Source organism: Burkholderia seminalis DSM 23518, from assembly GCF_902832885.1.
GTDB lineage: Bacteria > Pseudomonadota > Gammaproteobacteria > Burkholderiales > Burkholderiaceae > Burkholderia > Burkholderia seminalis.
In genome coordinates, this window is the sequence record NZ_CADFDK010000014.1 from 22,441 (window position 1) to 40,366 (window position 17,926).

Sequence of the window (17,926 nt, forward strand, 5' to 3'; positions counted from 1 at the left end):
TAACATCCACCCACCCCATGCAGGGGCCGCGAGCCAGGGCCGCTCGCCGGACAGTTCAAATAGTGAGAAAGGAGCACAAGGTGGATATTCTGCGCAGTCTCCTCGGTATGCTGTTCCTGTTGCTGGTTGCCTATCTGCTGTCGAACAATCGTCGGGCGGTGAGCGGCCGGACGATGATCGCCGCGCTGCTCACGCAGTTCGCGATCGGCGCGCTGGTGCTGTTCGTGCCGTCGGGCCGCGCGGCGCTGGCCGGGGCCGCGAACGGCGTCAATCGCGTGCTCGACATGGGCAATCACGGCATCGCGTTCGTGTTCGGCGGGCTGGTCGACGCGCGGATGTTCCAGCTGTTCGGCGACGGCGGATTCGTGTTCGGCTTGCGCGTGCTGCCGATGATCATCTTCGTCACCGCGCTGATCTCGGTGCTGTACTACATCGGCGTGATGAAGTGGATCGTCGCGATCCTCGGCGCGGGGCTCGCGAAAGTGCTCGGCGTGAGCCGCATCGAGGCATGTTCGGCCGTCGCGACGATCTTCCTCGGGCAGAGCGAGATGCCCGCGCTCGTGAAGCCGTTCGTGCGGAACATGACGAGCGCCGAGATCTTCACGGTGATGGCGAGCGGCATGGCGTCGGTCGCGGGCTCGGTGCTGGTCGGCTATGCCGGCCTCGGCGTGAAGATGGAATACCTGCTCGCCGCGTCGTTCATGGCCGTGCCCGGCGGTCTGCTGTTCGGCAAGCTGCTGTTTCCGACCGTCGAGCCGAGCCGCGTCGTGGTCGACGGTCTCGATTTCGACGACAAGCGCGCCGCGAACGTGATCGAGGCCGCGGCATCCGGCGCGTCGGTCGGACTGCGCATCGCGATCAACGTCGGCGCGATGCTGATCGCGTTCGTCGGGCTGATCGCGCTGATGAACCTGATCGTCGGCGGCGCGGCCGCGTTCGCGGGCTTCCCGCAGGTCACGCTGGTGGGCATCATCGGCCACCTGTTCGCGCCGCTGGCGTGGATCATCGGCGTGCCGTGGCACGATGCGACGCTCGCCGGCAACTTCATCGGCGAGAAGCTGATCTTCAACGAGTTCGTCGCGTACGGCGACCTGTCGCCCTACCTGAAGGGCGGCGAGCACGTCGCGGCGGCCGGCCTGCAGGTGCTCGACCCGAAGACGCTCGCGATCGTGTCGTTCGCGCTGTGCGGCTTCGCGAACTTCTCGTCGATCGCGATTCTCGCGGGCGGCTTCAGCGCGGTCGCGCCGGAGCGCCGCTCGGAAGTCGCGCGGTACGGCCTGCGCGCGCTGACGGCGGCCACGCTGTCGAACCTGATGAGCGCCGCGATTGCCGGGCTGTTCTTTTCGCTGCATTGAATCGTGCAGTAGACTCCGACCGTTCGAAGAGAGGCAACGATGTTTCTACCGCAGGAATTCATTCGCAGGAAGCGCGACGGGCAACCGCTCGATCGCGACGGGATTGCCGCGTTCGTGCGCGGCGTGACAGACGGCAGCGTGACCGAGGGCCAGGTGGCCGCGTTCGCGATGGCCGTGTATTTCAACGACCTGAGCACCGAGGAGCGCGTCGCGCTGACGCTCGCGCAGCGCGACTCGGGCGACGTGCTCGACTGGCGCGCGCTCGATCTCGACGGGCCGGTGATCGACAAGCATTCGACCGGCGGCGTCGGCGATGTGGTGTCGCTGATGCTCGGGCCGATGGTGGCCGCGTGCGGCGGCTACGTGCCGATGATCTCCGGGCGCGGGCTCGGCCATACGGGCGGCACGCTCGACAAGCTCAGCGCGATTCCCGGCTACGACGTGATGCCCGTGACGGATGCGTTTCGTCGCACGGTGCGCGAGGTCGGCGTCGCGATCATCGGGCAGACCGCCCGGCTCGCGTCGGCCGACAAGCGCATCTATGCGATTCGCGACGTGACGGCGACCGTCGAGTCGGTCGCGATGATCACCGCGTCGATCCTGTCGAAGAAACTCGCGGCGGGGCTCGACGGGCTCGTGATGGACGTGAAGGTCGGCTCCGGCGCCTTCATGCCGACCGCGGAGAAATCGGCGGAACTGGCGCGCAGCATCGTCGACGTCGGCAACGGCGCCGGCATGAAGACGACCGCGATCCTCACCGACATGAACCAGTCGCTCGCGCCGTGCGCGGGCAATGCGCTCGAAGTCGCCTGCGCGATCGACTACCTGACGGGCAAGTCGCGCCCGGCGCGCCTGCATGACGTCACGATGGCGCTGTCGGCGGAGCTGCTCGTCACGGGCGGGCTGGCGCGCGACGTCGCGGCGGCGCGCGCGAAGCTGCAGGAGGCGCTCGATTCGGGTGCGGCGGCTGAACGCTTCGCGAGAATGGTCGCGGCGCTCGGCGGCCCCGCGGACCTGATCGACGTGCCCGCCCGGCATCTGGCGCGCGCGGCGGTGATCGTGCCGGTTCCCGCGCCGGCGACCGGCGTGGTGCAGCGGGTCGATTGCCGCGGGCTCGGGCTGGCGGTCGTCGCGCTTGGAGGCGGCCGCACGCGCGCGGAGGACGCGATCGACGTCAGCGTCGGACTGACGGCGCTGGCGGAGATCGGGCAGCGCGTCGAGGCCGGCGAGCCGCTCGGCTACGTGCATGCGCGCGACGGCGCGGCGGCTGCACACGCGGTGGACGCGGTGCGGCGCAGCTACGTGCTCGGCGAGACGGGCGAAGCGCCACCCACCCTTTACCAGCAGATCGGCTGACCCCACTCCCGGAGGCATCATTTCGATGGAACGAGACGAACTGATCGAACAGGCCAGGGCGGCGCGCGAACGCGCGTATGCGCCGTATTCGCGCTTCAAGGTCGGCGCGGCGCTGCAGGCGCGCGACGGGACGGTCTTCCACGGCTGCAACGTCGAGAACGCGTCCTACGGATTGTGCAATTGCGCGGAGCGCACGGCGATGTTCTCGGCGATCGCCGCCGGCTATCGCCCGGGAGACTTCGCGCGGCTCGCGGTGGTCGGCGACACGGACGGCCCGATCGCGCCGTGCGGTGCGTGCCGCCAGGTGATCATCGAGATCGGCTTGCCCGACATCGAAGTGATCCTCGCCAACCTGAAGGGGGCCGTCGAGGTCACGACGGCCCGTGCGTTGCTGCCGGGCGCGTTCAGCCTGTAACGGCGCGCGCCGCGGCGGGTCGCACGCGTCACGCGCCTTCGCGCGTTTCGCGGATCGGGATCACGGTGCGCGCGCCGCACTGGCGCAGCAGGTCGCGCAGCTCGTTGATGACCGGAAACACCTCGTGGTTCCAGTCGGCGCCCTGGCGATCGTGCGCTTCCTGTTCGCGCTCGACGATCCAGCGATCCTCGCGGAAGATGCGCTCGGTGAACCACACGAGCAGCGGCCACGCGAGATCGAGCGCGAACGGGATGCCGGGCTTGTGGATCGACAGCAGGCCGAACGTGCGGTTGGTGCGCTGTTCGGCGTCGAGCGGCACGTAGACGATCCACAGGTCCATCACGAGCGTGCCTTCGCTCGAACGGATCTGCAGCGTCTGGTACGGGTAGCCGGTGCGCACCGTCATCACGCTCTTGTCGGACTGGTCGGCCGGCTTCTTGCTCGCGCCGAACACGAGCGCCTCGCCGACCGGCTGCTTGCCTTCCATCCGCGCGAACGTGTAGTCGACCTCGACCCAGTCGTCGCCGCGGCGACGGCCCACCGAGCGCGCGCGCATCTGCCCCATCTGCTTGCGGTGCAGGAACTGATGGTTCATGTCCATCAGGTTCTCGTGCATGAACGAGTAGTGGCACTTGACCTCGCGGCCGAAACGGCGCGTCTTGTACGCGCGGTTGTCCGCCGATTCGAGGGCGGGGAACGGCCGTTCCTCGGCGAGCGTCGCGTCGCCCGGGAACACGAAGATCAGCCCGTGCGCCTCGCGGCACGGATACGCGCGCACGCCGTTGGGCAAGCGCTCGCGGCCGAGATAGGGCACGTCGACGCAGCGGCCGCTGTCGCACGCGTAGGTCCAGCCGTGATAGCAGCAGCGCAGCGTTTCGCCGCTGACGACGCCCGCGTGCAGCGGCACCTGGCGGTGCGCGCAACGATCCTCGAGCGCGTACACGGCGCCGGACTCGGTGCGCACGAGCACGATCGGCTCGCCGGCGAAGTGCACGCCGAGCGTCTTGCCGCGCTTGAGCTCGCGCGACCACGCGAGCGGGTACCAGTGATCGGGATGAATCGGCACACGGCGCAGGTCGCGCACGGTGGCGCCGGAGGACGATTCTCCAACGGTGTTGCTGTCAGGCAAAGGCACTGCGAGCATGCGTGACGCCTCCTGGGCGGGTAGTCCGGGCGCCGCAAGAAGCGGCGGGGATCTGGAGAAGTCTACGCGAAGTTGCCCGCGACGGCGGACGCGATGCGGGTTTGCCCCGGCATGGCGCGACGGGTTTCGTTGATGCGGCGCAAATCGGGACGCAGGCGGCGCGCGCCGGTCGTGCCCGGCCGCGCGGCGGGCGGTATCCCGTTACGCGGCCGGTGGCGGGTCATGAACGGGCGTCGCGCCACAGCACCGCGTCGGATCGGTACAGCGCCGGGAAACGCTGCTTCAGCCCGGCGACCTTCGGCAGGTCGTTGAACGCGATATACGGCGCGTCGGGATGCAGTTCGAGGTAGTTCTGGTGATACGCCTCGGCCGGATAGAACCCCTTGTAGTCCTCGACCCGCGTGACGACGGGCGCCGGGAACACGTGCGCCGTGCCGAGCTGCGCGATGTACGCGGTCGCGACCGCGCGTTGCTGCGCGGTGGTCGGGAAGATCGCGGACCGGTACTGCGATCCTTCATCGGGGCCCTGCCGGTTGAGTTCGGTCGGATCGTGCGCGACCGAGAAGAACGCCTGCAGCAGCCGGCCGTACGTGATCTGCGTCGGGTCGTAGACGATGCGCACCGATTCCGCGTGCCCCGTCAGCCCCGAGCCGACGAGCGCGTAGTGCGCGGTTTCGGACGCACCGCCCGCATAGCCCGCGGTGACCTGCTTCACGCCCTTGACGTGCTCGAACACGCCCTGTACGCCCCAGAAGCAGCCGCCGGCGAGCACGGCCGTTTCGTCGTGCGACGCGCCGGACGTCTCGTCGAGCGTCGGGGCGGGCACGGTGCGCATCGGCTCGGCGGAATTGACGATACGCTGGTAGCCGAACACGGCGGCGGCCGCGAAGGCGACGGCGCCGATGCGGCGCAGCAAGGTCGCGCGCCGTCGCGCCGCGGCATCACGGGGGGAGATCGGGATCATCATTTGCTCCTTTTCAATGGGTCGGGGACACGGCGCCGGGTGGCGGCGCACGCGATCAACCGAAAGTGAATGCGTACGCATCGACACCGGGATCGAGGAACTCGATCGCGAACGTGCGATCGGCGATCGCTCCCGGCTGCCGCACGAGCTGATACAGGCGCTGGCCGGTGACGGTGCCGTAGCCCCGCGCGTCGACGTCGGTGCCGTGCGCGGCGCCGGGGGCCGCGCCGTCGAGCGTCACGCGAAAGCGCACGGGCTGGCCGTTCGCACCCGGGCCGAGCACGAGGTGCAGGTCGCGCGCATGGAAGCGGTACACGATCCGGCCGTCCGGCGCGGCGAGCGACGCGCGCTCGGCACCGACGTTCCAGGTGCCCGCGAGGCCCCAGTCGTTGAGGTCCGGCCGGGCCGGCGCGTCGTAGCGGTGCGCCGCATCGCGCACGGCGCCGCCCGGCGACATGAAGCTCTCCGCACGCGTGTAGCCGACATAGGTTTCGGGCGAGCGGACGTCCGCGCTGTCGGCCGCCGCGAGCGCCCCGTTCGCGGGCGCACCGGCCAGCCCGAGCGGCACGTTCAGCGCTTCCGGATGGCCGGCTTCCGCGAGCAGCGACTGGATCGCGCGCTCCGACTGCGCGTATTCGCCTTCGCCGAAGTGGTGATGGCGCACGCGCCCTTGCGCGTCGACGAAGTAGTGCGCCGGCCAGTATTCGTTGTTGAATGCGCGCCAGATCGCATAGCCGTTGTCGATCGCGACCGGGTAGTCGATGCCCAGGTCGTGCACGGCCTTCTTCACGTTGCCGATGTCGCGCTCGAACGCGAATTCCGGTGCGTGCACACCGATCACGACGAGCCCGTACGGCGCGTACTTGCGTGCCCACGCGTTCGTGTACGGCATCGTGCGCAGGCAGTTGATGCATGAATACGTCCAGAAATCGACCAGCACGACCTTGCCGCGCAGGCCGGCCGCGGTCAGCGGCGGCGAGTTCAGCCACTGCACGGCGCCGTCGAGCGACGGCAGCGTGCCTTCGACGGGCAGCGCGGACGGCGTCGTGACGGCCGCGCGCATCATCGCACCGCCGCCGGCCGGTGCGCCGTCGGCGGCCGCGGCCATCATCGCGCCGCCGGTTGCGCTGTCGGCAGCGGTGCCGGTCGCGGCCATCGCGGCCGGTGCACCGTTCGAGCGTCCGCCGAGGCGGTCGACCAGCTTCGTCTCGAGGCCACCCGTCGTGACGGTCGACAGCTGCGCAAGTGCGCCGGTGTCGAGGCCGAGCGCGATCGCGCCGACGCCGGCCAGCAGTGCCGCGCCGATCCCGCGCCGGATCCATTCGCCGGCGCCGAGCGAGCGCTTCATCGCGGCGAACACCTTGCCGCCGATCACGAGCGCCACGCCGAGCGAGGTCGCCGCGCCGGCCGCATACGCGACGAGCAGCAGCGTCGTACCGACGCTCGCGCCGCGCAGGGCGGCGCCGGTCAGCACGAGCCCGAGGATCGGGCCCGCGCACGGCGCCCACAGCAGGCCGGTCGCGACGCCGAGCAGCAGCGACGAAGCGGGGCCGGCCGGGCGGCCGTCGCGCTGCGCGAAGCCGGTGAGCCGGTTGCCGGCCGCGACGAGCGGGCGCGTCAGGTGTTCCGCGAAGCGCGGCATCAGCAGCGTCAGGCCGAATACGGCGAGCAGGACGATCGCGATCCAGCGGCCGGCCTGGTTCGCCTGCGCGACCCAGCCGCCGCCGACGGCGGCGAGCGTCGCGACGACGGCGAACGTGAGCGCCATGCCGGCGAGCAGCGGCAGGCCGGTGCGCACGAACGGCTGGTCGGCGCGGGCGAACACGAACGGCAGCACGGGCAGGATGCAGGGGCTCAGGATCGTGAGCACGCCCCCGAGATAGGCAAGGACGATGAGCAGCATGGTGCGTTCTCCAGTCGGTCGGAAGGGGGGCCGGATCAGGCGGCAGCCGGATGGAAGGTGAGCGCGAGGCCGTTCATGCAGTAGCGCAGGCCGGTCGGCTGCGGGCCGTCGTCGAACACGTGGCCGAGGTGCCCGCCGCAGCGCCGGCAGTGCACTTCGGTGCGGACCATTCCGAACGTCGTGTCGGTGTGGGTGTCGACCGCGTGGTCGAGCGGCTTCCAGAAGCTCGGCCAGCCCGTATGGCTGTCGAACTTGGTGGCGGACGAGAACAGCGCGAGCGCGCAGCCGGCGCACGCGAACGTGCCGGCCCGGTGTTCGTCGTTCAGCGGGCTGCTGTACGGCCGCTCGGTGCCGGCTTCGCGCAGGATCGTGTACTGGGCGGGCGTGAGCCGGCGATGCCATTCGGCATCGCTGAGCGTGATCTCGAAAGGGGCCGCCGGTGCGCCGGCCGGCGGCGCGGCGAACGCCCGGCCGACCAGCGCACGCCGTCCGGCGGACGACAGCGCCGCGAGCGCGGCAAGACCTGTGGCGCCGGCGAACAGCAGATGTCTGCGGGTGGGCATGATGGGCTCCTGGAAGCAGGTCCTGAAAACATGCGCCCATCGTAGGCAGCGGCCGGTGTCGAAGTCCTCACGGAAAGTTAAATGAATCGTGACATCTGGGGTGTTCCGAGGGGGGGCGGTGGAATCCGTCGATGTTCCAGCTGGCAAGCGTCTTCGGACGGGTGAGCTGACGATATTTACCGCGCAGCGGTTCGCGCCGCGTTTTTAAGTGTTTTTTTAGTTTTCGTTGAGTTGCGTGGCGAATCCGGAGTCAGATCCGCCTGTCCTCGCAATCCTCGAGCAATTCGCCAAGTGCGTCGAATACCACCCGCACGCGCCCCGGCACGGTCGCCGAGACGGTGCTGCGGCAGCTCGCATCGCGCGCTTTGTCTGCTTGAGTCCGTTGCGACGATCCGTATCACTTCGTCGCGTTGCGTGACGAGCGTGGGTGACCACCCGACAGGGCGGCGCCCGCTCCGCGGACTCGAGCAGCGCGACCCCATGCGTGCGATTGACTTGCGCGACAGTACGATCGCGAGCGATGACCTTGCTCCGACATCCCGAGACTCGCGAACGCCGAATCGCTTTGGAAGCGGTGACATCGGATTACCGACGGCAAAACGGTCGTTCGTTCGCGCAAGCGATCCTCGCGTTCCACCCGTCGACGCGATGGCGTTGTGCTCGGGTTCCTGAAAGACGACGGTGCAACCGGGCAACGACGATGACGAGAAAAACTGCCGTGCGCTACGAGCTAGTGCACTGGAAGCTCGCCGCTGCCTTTACATCTCCACCGATATACTTGGGCCACAGTGGATAGCGGCACAACGGGCGCGTCCTCCCGAGCGTGGCGGCATTGAGGTCGCTCATCGTCAGTGTTTCAGGTGCCTTGCCGCTTTCCACCCATTCATCGAGCGCGGATAGCGAATCGATGGCGGGATGAAACGGGCCCGTGCCATGTCCGACCCCCGGCATCAGATAAAACCGCACGAAGCCGTCGACCGTTCCTTGTCCGAAGCGCTGCACCAGACCGGCGTAATAGTCGGTGCTCGAGTCGGTGCTCACGATCTCGTCGGCAAGGCCGTGCGTCATGATGAGCTTGCCGCCTTTCGCGACATAGGCGCTCAGGTCGGTGCTCGTTGCATCGGTCAGCGCCGAAAGCGCCTGGACGCGCGACTGATACGCACCGGGATTGACCGGATCGAACGTCAACGAATCGAACGTGGGCACGCGCGTGACAAAGTACTTGACCCATTGATCGCCTGTCACCCACTGGTTCGCGTCTTTCTTTCCCGCGGGATTCGCGGGTACTTTCGATTCGCCGAGATCACGCGTCGTGTACGGCCCCGCGAACACCGAACCGGCGAGGATGTTGTAGCCGGCGTATTGCGTCACGCCGTTCGCAAGCGGATAAGGCAATTGCAACGGTGCAGCGATGGTCTGAATGGTCGCGATCTGCGCATCCGACAGACAGGTGTCGCCCGAATCCGCGCCGTTCGGGCAACGCACGGACGCCAGCACCGTCGCCGATTGCGCCTTGCACGCCGCCACGTTGGACACGATGCCGTCGGCGACACCGTCGAGCGCATCGCACGCGCTCATGACGGCATTTTGCAGCAGTACCGTTTTGGCGACATCGAGCCAGCCTGCGCCATTGTTCAGGTAGAGTGCGCGGCCGAGCACGACATTGCTCAAACGCAGCCCGGTATAGTTGAGCGCCGGGCGATTCACGACGATACCGTCATAGTCGGCGGGCCAGCGTTGCGCTTCGCTCAACCCGTCCCGACCGCCTGTAGAACTGCCGAAGAAATAGGTTTTGCCGGGCGCGCTCGCGTAGCGCTTTCTGATGAGCGCCATCGCGACGTCGTGTGTCTTCTTCAGACTCAGGCCGCCGTAGTTCGCCAGCGACTCGTCATTCGCGGCGAACTTGCCGTCGGTGATGCTGGCGCTCTGATGCCCGGAATCGTCGCCGAACGTCGCGTAGCCGTCGGCAAGCGGCGTCGGCGTGCCCGTTGGCGCCATGTCGAGCGCGTCGACGCCGGTAATCAGCGTACCGTCGAAGCCGCCGCCGCCATAATGCAGCGCCTTGCGGTTCCAGTGGGTCGGCAGATTGACCTGAAACCTGATCGACGGCGCCGCGGGATCGACGGGAGCGATGGCCCCATTCACCTGGCAATATTCACCGGCGGCCTCCACCAGCGTGGCGCTCGTGATCGTCGCGCCGCCGGTCGGCTCGGCAATCGACGATGCCGGAATCGCCAGGCCGTTCAATGCCGCACATTGGGCCGCGGCTGACGGCGGTGGCGGCGAGCTTGCCGAAGCGCCGCCGCTCGACTCATTGCCGCCGCACCCGCTGATGCAAAGGCTGAGGGCGAGCGCCCCCCACAACGGTCTGTTGTCCATCGTCGTCTCCAGGATGAATGGATTGCTATTCGACAGCACCGCCTGCCTGCTCGACGCCAGATTCGGCGAGCCGAACGGAGGGGCCGAACAGTGCGCACACGCCGGCCTGCGATACGAACATTGCATCGCCGCTGTGCCCCGCGCCTTGAACTTCATGCAGCACATGCCGCAATGCCGGATGCCGGGCGCGCAGATAGGCGTAGTACGCGCGGCCGCGTGCGAGGCGGTGCGGGCCTTGCATCATCGCCTCGCATGAGCGGTCGAGAGCCGGGTGCGCCGGATCGTCGTCGTGCGCACCGAGCAGATAGGTGACGTCGTGATCGACATAACGACGTTCGAGCGATTGCGCGTCGAGTCCGTCCGCGTAGCGAGGAAGTCGCGACGTGCCGTATTTCCATTCATTGAATCCGGCGCATGCGGTTCGATCGATGCCCTCGCAGTGCGGACGCCACGCGTCGAAATACACATACGACGAAGGATTCGCGATGACGTAACGTACTTTCACACTGCGTGCGAGACAACATGCCGTAGCGTTGCTGAGTATCGCGTGCCGATGCGCGACCTGCGCACCTCCGGAATGTCCCGCGATCACGATCTCGCGCAGCTTCGGATAGCGGCCGCTCTGCATGCCCTGCACGTAATGTTCGACGAGCGCATCGAGCACATCGAACGAGCTGAGCGGCGCTGGACCGACTGCGTCAAGTCCGCCCATCCACGAGGTCCATTCCCAATGCAGACAGGCGTCCGCCAACCGGTGATACGCGACGTCGGCCGTCGCGAGAAATTGCGGCACGGCGAGCATCACGCTTTTCGCATCGGCCGTGGAGGCGTCGAGCGCGCGCTGCGTCGATCGAAGGTATGCGTCGGCGTCGCGCAATCGGCCGTGCAGCATCACGACGACCTGCGTCGCGGTTGCCCGTGCGGCGGTGCCGCCCGTGAACAGCGGCACGTTCGCTGCGCCGCGTGACGTCGAAACGGTCAACCGCTCGCTGGCGACGACCTTGACGGGTACTTCGTTGCGTGGACGCATCTCGGGGTTCCGGGGAAGGCACATCGCGGCGCTCATGCTGTATCACCCGGCCACCGGTCGGGCTCGCGGCGCAAGCGTCGCCCGGACGACGTGAACCCGACCAGCAACAACGAGACGATGCCGGCGAACACCAGATACCACGCCGGTACGATGCGCGAGCCGGTGACGTCGATCAATGTCGAAACGGTGAGCGGCGCGAGTCCGCCAAACAGCGTGACGGCCACGTTGTACGACAGCGCCACGCCCGTCGAACGCATGGCCGTCGGAAACAACTGCGTCAGCATGCCGGGGTGCGCGCCCGACATGACGCTGAGCACGACCGTCGCGATTATCTGCGCGCTGAAGACGCGTTCGGGCGAGGGCGCCGCGAGCACCCATGCGAAAAGCGGATAGGCAGCGCATACCCAGGCGATCGTCACCGGAAAGAACAGCCGATACGCGCCGAAGCGGTCGGCAAGCTTCCCTGCCAGCGGATAGCCGACAATGCCGATCAATCCGGAGATCGCCGTGCCGAACAGCGCATTCTTGAGCGGTAGATGCAACTGGTGTTCGACATAGAGCGGCATATACGAGTGCCACAGATAATTGGTCGCGGCGCCGATGATGATGACGCCCATCGCGCATAGCGCCGCATCGCCGCGCTCGCGAATGAATGTCCGTAGCGACTGGCGTGGCGCATGTCCAAGGCGCTCCCGCAACTGTACGAATTCCGGCGACTCGCCGACCTTGTGGCGGATGTAGAAGCCCACGGGCCCCACCAGCGCGCCGAGCAGAAATGGCACGCGCCAACCCCACGTCACGAGCGACTGGTGCGACAGCTGCGTGGTGAGCAAGTACGAACACAGCGACGACAGAAGCAGCGCGACGGCCTGTGACGTCATCTGAAAACTGCCGAAGAACATCTTGCGCCCTGGCGGTGCGTATTCCGTCAGCATCGCGGCCGCTGTCGCGAACTCGCCGCCCACCGAGAGCCCTTGCAGAATACGGGCGAGGACGACGAGGAGCGGTGCGGCCATGCCGATGGCTGCGTAACTGGGTGTCAGGCCCATCATCAGCGTGCTCGCCGCCATCAGCAGAATCAGCAGCGACAAGGTTTTGCGCCGACCGTAGCGGTCCGCGCATGCGCCTATCACGATGCCGCCTAGCGGCCTCACCACGAAGCCGACCGCGAACGTCGCAAGCGTCAGCGTGATCGACACAAATCCGTTGCCGACAGGGAAAAACACCTGCGCGATGATCTTCGCGAAGTAGCCGTAGATGAGGAAGTCGAACCACTCGAGGCCATTGCCGATGACCGACGCGAGCACCGCGCGGCGGGTTTGCGAACGGCTGAGTACCGTTGCGGCCGACGCGTGCACAGCCGCTTGCAAGGTGGATTGCATGTGTCTCCTTTGATGCGCTTCCAGCTTTTGAAGCAAGCGTACGTGTCGATGTCGTGAATGTAAAATACCGATGAGACACGGTTGCCATATCCAACGCATATACCAGACAAACGATGGAACTCAGACAGCTGCGCTATTTCCTCGCCGTCGCCGAAGAAGGTCAGTTCACTCGGGCCGCCGCGCGACTGCATATCCAGCAGCCGCCGTTGTCGCAGCAGATTCAGGAACTCGAACAGGAACTGGGCTTCGCGCTGTTCGTGCGGCAGCCCCGCGGCGTCGTGTTGACGGCGCCCGGCGAGATCTTCGCCGCACGCGCGCGTACGGTACTGCTCGAACTGAACAACGCCGTCGTCCATGCGCGCCGAGTGGCGCAAGGCCGGATCGGCACGGTGCGTATCGCGCTCACGAGTTCGGCGGCGTTTCACCCCCTTACGCCTACCGCTATTCGCAATTTTCGGGACATGTACCCCGAGATTTCGATCGAGATGAGCGAGGTGAATGCGGCGGAGATCATCGAAATGATGTTGAACGGCCGCGCGGATGCCGCCATTCTCCGCAAACCGGTCGAAACGCCCGCTGACCTACGCTTCGAACTCCTCGCCGAAGAACGCATGTTGCTGGTGCTGCCGGTGGGGCACAGGCTGGTCAGCAGTCGTTCCGTGTCGCTCAAACAGCTCGCGAACGAATCGTTCATCTTCGTGCGTCGGCCGGGTGCGCCCGGCATGTACGCGGACTTCATTCGCGCTTGTCAGGCGAAGGGATTCGAGCCGCACGTCGCGGAAGAGGTGCCGCGCATGGTGACGGCAATCAATCTCGTGGCGGCGGGCGGCGGCGTATCGCTCGTTCCGGCGTCGATGCAACGTTACCATCAGGAAAGCGTGCGCTACTGCCGTGTGGCCGGCGATCATGCGTTTCGCGCGCCGTTGCATCTCGTTACCCGGCATGATTTGCAAAACCCCGCCGCGTCGCATTTCCGTGAAGCGTTGCTGATGTTTGTCCAGCGTCACCCGCATCGCGAATAAGCCTGAGAACGGCAAGCACCTGACGGATGGCGCGGTCTGCCGAGTTCCATTGTGCAATGTCGACAAATTCCCGGACGCTCGGGCTGCCTTCTCGGACGCTCCGTCGCATCGCGTGATCGCGGGGAGCGATCGGTTACAGGTGATGGTCTGTGGCCCGGCGGGGCAAAACGGGTTGCCGGCGGTACAGGATGCGGGTCGCTCCGAAGGCAAAGCCGACCGCAGGGTTTGCCGATTTCACGCTTTTCGTGCATGTATGGCCCCGCCGCCTTTTGCAAGCCTCTTGTTCGGGATGTCGAAACGGTCTACATGCCTCTATCCGGCTCGCCTGATGCGAACGCATGGCCGGAACGCCAATCGTGACGTACTGGCTGTCGCGACACGACCGCGTTCATACGGTCGGACAACGGCGTCGAATCCGTCGTTGCCGGCGCCACGACAGGTTTCTGCCGTGAAGGCGACGTGGTCGCGTGTCATCGTATTCACGAATTGCCCGGCCATCCCGTCAATTTGTGTGCCACGCTGCCTGCAGGCACATTGGCTTTGGCGCGGTGGCACGCCGCGAGCTGTGCCAATAGCGTCGAAACGAGTCCGAACGCAACGCGTCGCATTTTGCCGCTCTCCGGCGACGTCGATATGTCGAATAGGGCGTCGGCGCGACATTGCTGCATCAATTTGGTGCGCCCATCAGGGGTATATCCATATTTAACGAAACGTTTGCGTCGCACCGTTTCGAAATATTCGGTAATTGCACCGCTATTCGAGCGTCGATACAGCACGGGATACTGCGTGGATTTCCAATGACATCGGATGAATATGTCCGTCGCGAACGTTTGCCTCGATATCGAAGCGAATACAAATCGTACTTCGCACCACCCATTCGTGTTCAGCAATTTCCGATCAGGGCTCACACGATTACATCGATTGCCGTCTGCATTACACCCGGGACCCGTGCACGCGACATCGATTTGAACGTGATGCCGAGGTGCACGAATAATCGAGGCAACTGCCCGAATTTGCGGTGGTCCGCACACCCATGCGGTCGCCGAAACATCTTCCCTCATCCAGCCCTGATCCACTGGCTCACGGGCGTCATGCACCGGGCGGCCCGAATTTCGTCGCAATTATCCTGAGCCCGGTAAGTTTCCTGTTATCCCGATCGATATCCGCTGTCGATGACTAGCGTCAATTTTCTATCGAATTTTGAGAATTAATTCACATTCCATCCGGCTATTGTCAATAAACAGGGTCGCATCACGGGCTTGATTGATTCCGACAACAACACGGCGGAAACGGACATTGATAAATCGGCTAACAATCCCAGCCGCATATGATGCGGCGCAGAAATCAAGAAATGTAAGAAATTGTTAAAGGGCCGCAAGATGCAAACAGTATCGAATCATTCGTCGGCGGGGTTAAGCGTGAATCGTGGCAGAGGCTCCGGAACCGGGCATCAACGGGTAAGCGTAATCGTACTGTTGCTCGAGGGTTTTTCGATTATGCAGATGGGCAAGCTGGCGGCAGTGTTCGAACTCGCCAATCAGCTAGGTCGGGCCGAGGGCGCATTCGCCGACCACTACGAATTGCGGCTTTATTCGATCCATGGCGGCCCGGTTCGTTCGTCGTCCGGTGTCGGAATCTGGACGGACGCCACCCGCATGCTCGATGCAAGCACGGTTCACGCGATGTTCGTCCTGAGCGGAGAGGGTGGGATCGATGCTCTCGACGAGCAATTGATCGCGTGGCTCAGGCACGCGCATCAGCGCGCGCGCGTGGTCAGGGGCAGCGGTGGCGGCCGGAAGCTGTTGACGCAGATTCACCTGGCGCAAAAGGAGGCCGAGAAGGTGTTGCCGTCGGCGGACGACGACGGCGCTTCGCACCTCGGACGCGACGACATCGAATGTGCGGGTGACGAAGACGACGGGCCGTTCTCGGACGCGTTGTCGATCGTGCGCGTGGACATGGGTTACGAAATCGCGCAGGAAATCGTGGCGTGCATGGTATCCGGTGCGAACCGCAAGCTGACCGACGTGCTGTTCGGCGCTCGTGTCGCGCGCGCCAGCACCTTGATCCGACGCGCGGCTCATCATCTGCGCGTCAACAGCGAGAATCGGATCTCCATCGCGGACGAGGCGCAGGCCGCCGCGATGAGCGAGCGCAATTTCCTCCGGCGATTCAAGAACGAGATCGGTGTGACGCCAACCGAGTTCGTGTTGAGAATCCGCCTTGAAAAGGCCTGTCGCATGCTGATCGAAACGGACCTTCCGGCCGATAAGGTCGCGAGACGAACCGGCCTTGGCAGCGGCGACCGGATGGCCAAGCTGTTTCGCCAGCACTTGCAGACTTCACCAACCGAGTATCGGGCCGCTGCTCGAAAAGGCGGCGAAGCCTCGGCGGAAATGCTGTATGCGTCGGATCTGAGCAGCTGGATGAACAACGCGACATCGTAGTCGCGAGCGTGCCTTTCGTCACTCGAAACCGATACGTCAATTCATCGTGCCGGGCGTAATGAGTTTCCGGATGAACGGTATTTCAATCGAATGACAGGGCGCTCGATTCGTACTGCAAAATTCGTATATCGGTGGATCGACGCGCAACGACGGCGGATTCGGCCACAATCGTGGCGCCGTCCGACACCCGCCGCCCGAACCGCGTATCCGCTCGATTAGGTTATCGACTGGCCTTTCGAGGAGGCGGCACCCCGGTACTCCTCGGAATTTTGCCTGCCGTGTGTTCGTGAGCGCACCGTGCAGGCCTTTTTATTCCTCGAACCAGCATTCGCGCGGACATTGACCGCCGATGCTCGCTCGTCTGTTCCGCGTGGCACCCGGCGATGAAATCGCCGTCTGGCATGGCGAATGTCACCGGCAACATGAATCCTGCATTGGCGGGAGGCGGCGTAGTGCCGTAGCGGTCGTGATTCGAGAATCACTGAAAAGACGTGCGTCATTTCGCACGGGATGTTATCCGGACAATCGTGAGGGCGATCGGATAAATCCGGCATGGATTCACCCTTGATTCCATCAGCCATCAACAAGGCGAATTCGGACGCAAGCGATAAATGCGCGAGTCGCGATGAATATGATGCACTGCGGAAACACGGAAGTGACGACATTCCGACGGGCACACGGATGGGCACGCTGACCGGCGAGCGCACCGCAGCGTGCCGCGGCACAGCGGAATGACCGCCTCGCGGCGCCATGAGTTCTGACGTGAAGTGCCGGTGCGGAACGCGGATGGATGCTGGACTGAAAATTAGGAGTTCATATCAATGAATTCGTTGATCAATCGAGCGACCGATATCGGGCTGATCGTGCTGGGCGCGTTCATTCCCGCGTTGATCGGTGCCACCGGCGGCGCGCGCGGGACGCTGTTCGACGGCGCGCTCGTCGCGTTTGCCGCCGCGCTGGCCTTGTCGGTATTTCCCGCCTGTGGCATCTACGACGCGGCGCGCACGCGTTCGGCACTGCACGTGCTCGGTCGTACCGTGCTCGCGTGGATCGTCGTGCAGGGCGTGAGCACCGCGCTGCTGTACATGCTGCATCGCGCGCACGTGCTGTCGAGCGAGTGGTTCGTGTACTGGACGCTCGCCAGCGGGATCTGCCTGATCGCGTTCCGTGCGCTGACGCTCGCGCTCTTCGGAATGATCGAGCGTGCCGGCGATCGGATGCGTGCGGCGGCCATCGCGCACGCCGACCTGCGCGGCCAGCGCGAGATCGGCCACCGCGCGGTGGGGCGCGTGAAGCGCATGGTCAAGCGCGGCTTCGACCTGGTGTGCGCGTCGTTGCTGCTCCTGATGCTGGCGCCGGTATTGCTGGGCATCGCGTGGATCGTGCGGCGCGACGGCGGCCCGGCGATCTTCGGGCACGAGCGCGTCGGCCGCGACGGCCGGCGCTTCAAGTGCCTGAAATTCCGCTCGATGGTGACGAACGCCGATGCGGTGCTCAAGGCGCTGCTCGAGCGCGATGCCGACGCCCGCGCGGAATGGGATCGCGAATTCAAGCTGAAGAACGATGTCCGCATCACGCCGATCGGACGCCTGCTCCGCAAGACGAGTCTCGACGAACTGCCGCAGCTGCTGAACGTGCTGAAGGGCGACATGAGCCTCGTCGGGCCGCGCCCGATCGTCGAGGCGGAACTCGAACGCTACGGCACCGACGTGCGCTACTACCTGATGGCGAAACCGGGGATGACCGGACTCTGGCAGGTCAGCGGCCGCAACGACACCGACTATTCGACGCGCGTGTCGCTTGACGTGTCCTACGTGCGCGAATGGTCGCTGCGGCGCGACATCGGCATCCTGTTGCGGACGATCAACGTGGTGGTGCGCGGATCGGGCGCGTATTAGCCGCTGCCGCGCGCACGTCGCGAAGGATGGGCGGCGGCGCGTCACTGTGGCAGGCGCGGCGGGGTTCG

Annotated in this window: 15 protein-coding genes; 7 read left to right on the plus strand and 8 right to left on the minus strand. The window is 65.6% G+C overall.

Annotated features, from left to right (window positions below; translation table 11 throughout):
- The first annotated feature begins 80 nt into the window (after window positions 1–80).
- The 3 genes from HWX00_RS30080 to HWX00_RS30090 are packed head-to-tail and all read left to right on the plus strand — an operon-like array spanning window position 81 to window position 3,126.
- Entirely contained in the window at window positions 81–1,355 is a 1,275-nt protein-coding gene (locus HWX00_RS30080; protein ID WP_034190666.1) for a NupC/NupG family nucleoside CNT transporter, read from the plus strand.
- 39 nt (window positions 1,356–1,394) lie between these two features.
- Window positions 1,395–2,711, plus strand: a complete 1,317-nt coding sequence (deoA, locus tag HWX00_RS30085) for a thymidine phosphorylase (protein ID WP_175027316.1) — start codon at window positions 1,395–1,397, stop codon at window positions 2,709–2,711.
- Window positions 2,712–2,736: 25 nt separating this feature from the next.
- Entirely contained in the window at window positions 2,737–3,126 is a 390-nt protein-coding gene (locus HWX00_RS30090; protein ID WP_034190664.1) for a cytidine deaminase, read from the plus strand.
- Between the two features lie 28 nt (window positions 3,127–3,154).
- Here the strand turns inward: HWX00_RS30090 and HWX00_RS30095 are convergent, their stop codons facing one another.
- The 7 genes from HWX00_RS30095 to HWX00_RS30125 all read right to left on the minus strand — a co-directional run bounded on the left by HWX00_RS30095 (window position 3,155) and on the right by HWX00_RS30125 (window position 12,491).
- Window positions 3,155–4,270: an aromatic ring-hydroxylating oxygenase subunit alpha gene (locus tag HWX00_RS30095; protein WP_034190663.1), complete on the minus strand. Its 1,116-nt coding sequence runs from the start codon at window positions 4,268–4,270 to the stop codon at window positions 3,155–3,157.
- A 220-nt stretch (window positions 4,271–4,490) separates the two neighbouring features.
- Window positions 4,491–5,234 (minus strand): peptide-methionine (S)-S-oxide reductase MsrA, encoded by a 744-nt coding sequence (msrA, locus tag HWX00_RS30100; RefSeq protein WP_175027315.1) that lies wholly within the window; start codon window positions 5,232–5,234, stop codon window positions 4,491–4,493.
- A 55-nt stretch (window positions 5,235–5,289) separates the two neighbouring features.
- Complete coding sequence (locus HWX00_RS30105; RefSeq protein ID WP_175027314.1) at window positions 5,290–7,137, minus strand: cytochrome c biogenesis protein DipZ; 1,848 nt, start codon at window positions 7,135–7,137, stop codon at window positions 5,290–5,292.
- A 35-nt stretch (window positions 7,138–7,172) separates the two neighbouring features.
- Window positions 7,173–7,700 carry a peptide-methionine (R)-S-oxide reductase MsrB gene (msrB, locus tag HWX00_RS30110; RefSeq protein ID WP_059557978.1) on the minus strand — a complete coding sequence of 176 codons (528 nt, stop codon included), beginning with the start codon at window positions 7,698–7,700 and terminating at the stop codon, window positions 7,173–7,175.
- Window positions 7,701–8,423: 723 nt separating this feature from the next.
- Window positions 8,424–10,079 carry a tannase/feruloyl esterase family alpha/beta hydrolase gene (locus HWX00_RS30115; protein WP_034190900.1) on the minus strand — a complete coding sequence of 552 codons (1,656 nt, stop codon included), beginning with the start codon at window positions 10,077–10,079 and terminating at the stop codon, window positions 8,424–8,426.
- Between the two features lie 25 nt (window positions 10,080–10,104).
- A complete protein-coding gene (locus HWX00_RS30120) occupies window positions 10,105–11,145 on the minus strand; it encodes a hypothetical protein (protein WP_175027313.1) in 1,041 nt (346 codons plus the stop codon).
- Window positions 11,142–12,491, minus strand: coding sequence for an MFS transporter (locus tag HWX00_RS30125; protein ID WP_175027312.1), 1,350 nt, complete (start codon window positions 12,489–12,491; stop codon window positions 11,142–11,144). The genes HWX00_RS30120 and HWX00_RS30125 overlap by 4 nt, the downstream gene beginning before the upstream one ends.
- Before the next feature lie 113 nt (window positions 12,492–12,604).
- On the opposite strand from HWX00_RS30125, the gene HWX00_RS30130 reads away from it, so the two are divergent.
- The gene (locus HWX00_RS30130; RefSeq protein WP_034190903.1) at window positions 12,605–13,513 is read left to right on the plus strand and encodes a LysR family transcriptional regulator; all 909 of its coding nucleotides are present in this window, start codon (window positions 12,605–12,607) and stop codon (window positions 13,511–13,513) included.
- Between the two features lie 479 nt (window positions 13,514–13,992).
- On the opposite strand, the gene HWX00_RS30135 is transcribed toward HWX00_RS30130, so the two are convergent.
- Complete coding sequence (locus HWX00_RS30135) at window positions 13,993–14,289, minus strand: hypothetical protein (RefSeq protein ID WP_175027311.1); 297 nt, start codon at window positions 14,287–14,289, stop codon at window positions 13,993–13,995.
- Between the two features lie 726 nt (window positions 14,290–15,015).
- Between HWX00_RS30135 and HWX00_RS30140 the strand changes: the two genes are divergently transcribed.
- The 3 genes from HWX00_RS30140 to HWX00_RS30150 all read left to right on the plus strand — a co-directional run bounded on the left by HWX00_RS30140 (window position 15,016) and on the right by HWX00_RS30150 (window position 17,858).
- Window positions 15,016–15,960: a GlxA family transcriptional regulator gene (locus tag HWX00_RS30140; RefSeq protein ID WP_226104035.1), complete on the plus strand. Its 945-nt coding sequence runs from the start codon at window positions 15,016–15,018 to the stop codon at window positions 15,958–15,960.
- 552 nt (window positions 15,961–16,512) lie between these two features.
- Window positions 16,513–16,695 carry a hypothetical protein gene (locus HWX00_RS30145; protein WP_124670535.1) on the plus strand — a complete coding sequence of 61 codons (183 nt, stop codon included), beginning with the start codon at window positions 16,513–16,515 and terminating at the stop codon, window positions 16,693–16,695.
- Window positions 16,696–16,781: 86 nt separating this feature from the next.
- The gene (locus HWX00_RS30150) at window positions 16,782–17,858 is read left to right on the plus strand and encodes a sugar transferase (RefSeq protein ID WP_175027310.1); all 1,077 of its coding nucleotides are present in this window, start codon (window positions 16,782–16,784) and stop codon (window positions 17,856–17,858) included.
- The last annotated feature ends 68 nt before the right edge of the window (window positions 17,859–17,926 follow it).

Bases quoted from the DNA above. Each gene is read 5' to 3' on its own strand.
- HWX00_RS30120 (WP_175027313.1), bottom strand. From the start codon at position 11,145: ATGAGCGCCGCGATGTGCCTTCCCCGGAACCCCGAGATGCGTCCACGC.
- HWX00_RS30095 (WP_034190663.1), bottom strand. From the start codon at position 4,270: ATGCTCGCAGTGCCTTTGCCTGACAGCAACACCGTTGGAGAATCGTCC.
- deoA (WP_175027316.1), top strand. From the start codon at position 1,395: ATGTTTCTACCGCAGGAATTCATTCGCAGGAAGCGCGACGGGCAACCG.
- msrA (WP_175027315.1), bottom strand. From the start codon at position 5,234: ATGATCCCGATCTCCCCCCGTGATGCCGCGGCGCGACGGCGCGCGACC.
- HWX00_RS30125 (WP_175027312.1), bottom strand. From the start codon at position 12,491: ATGCAATCCACCTTGCAAGCGGCTGTGCACGCGTCGGCCGCAACGGTA.
- HWX00_RS30150 (WP_175027310.1), top strand. From the start codon at position 16,782: ATGAATTCGTTGATCAATCGAGCGACCGATATCGGGCTGATCGTGCTG.
- HWX00_RS30140 (WP_226104035.1), top strand. From the start codon at position 15,016: ATGGGCAAGCTGGCGGCAGTGTTCGAACTCGCCAATCAGCTAGGTCGG.
- HWX00_RS30105 (WP_175027314.1), bottom strand. From the start codon at position 7,137: ATGCTGCTCATCGTCCTTGCCTATCTCGGGGGCGTGCTCACGATCCTG.
- HWX00_RS30145 (WP_124670535.1), top strand. From the start codon at position 16,513: ATGGATTCACCCTTGATTCCATCAGCCATCAACAAGGCGAATTCGGAC.
- HWX00_RS30115 (WP_034190900.1), bottom strand. From the start codon at position 10,079: ATGGACAACAGACCGTTGTGGGGGGCGCTCGCCCTCAGCCTTTGCATC.
- HWX00_RS30130 (WP_034190903.1), top strand. From the start codon at position 12,605: ATGGAACTCAGACAGCTGCGCTATTTCCTCGCCGTCGCCGAAGAAGGT.
- msrB (WP_059557978.1), bottom strand. From the start codon at position 7,700: ATGCCCACCCGCAGACATCTGCTGTTCGCCGGCGCCACAGGTCTTGCC.
- HWX00_RS30090 (WP_034190664.1), top strand. From the start codon at position 2,737: ATGGAACGAGACGAACTGATCGAACAGGCCAGGGCGGCGCGCGAACGC.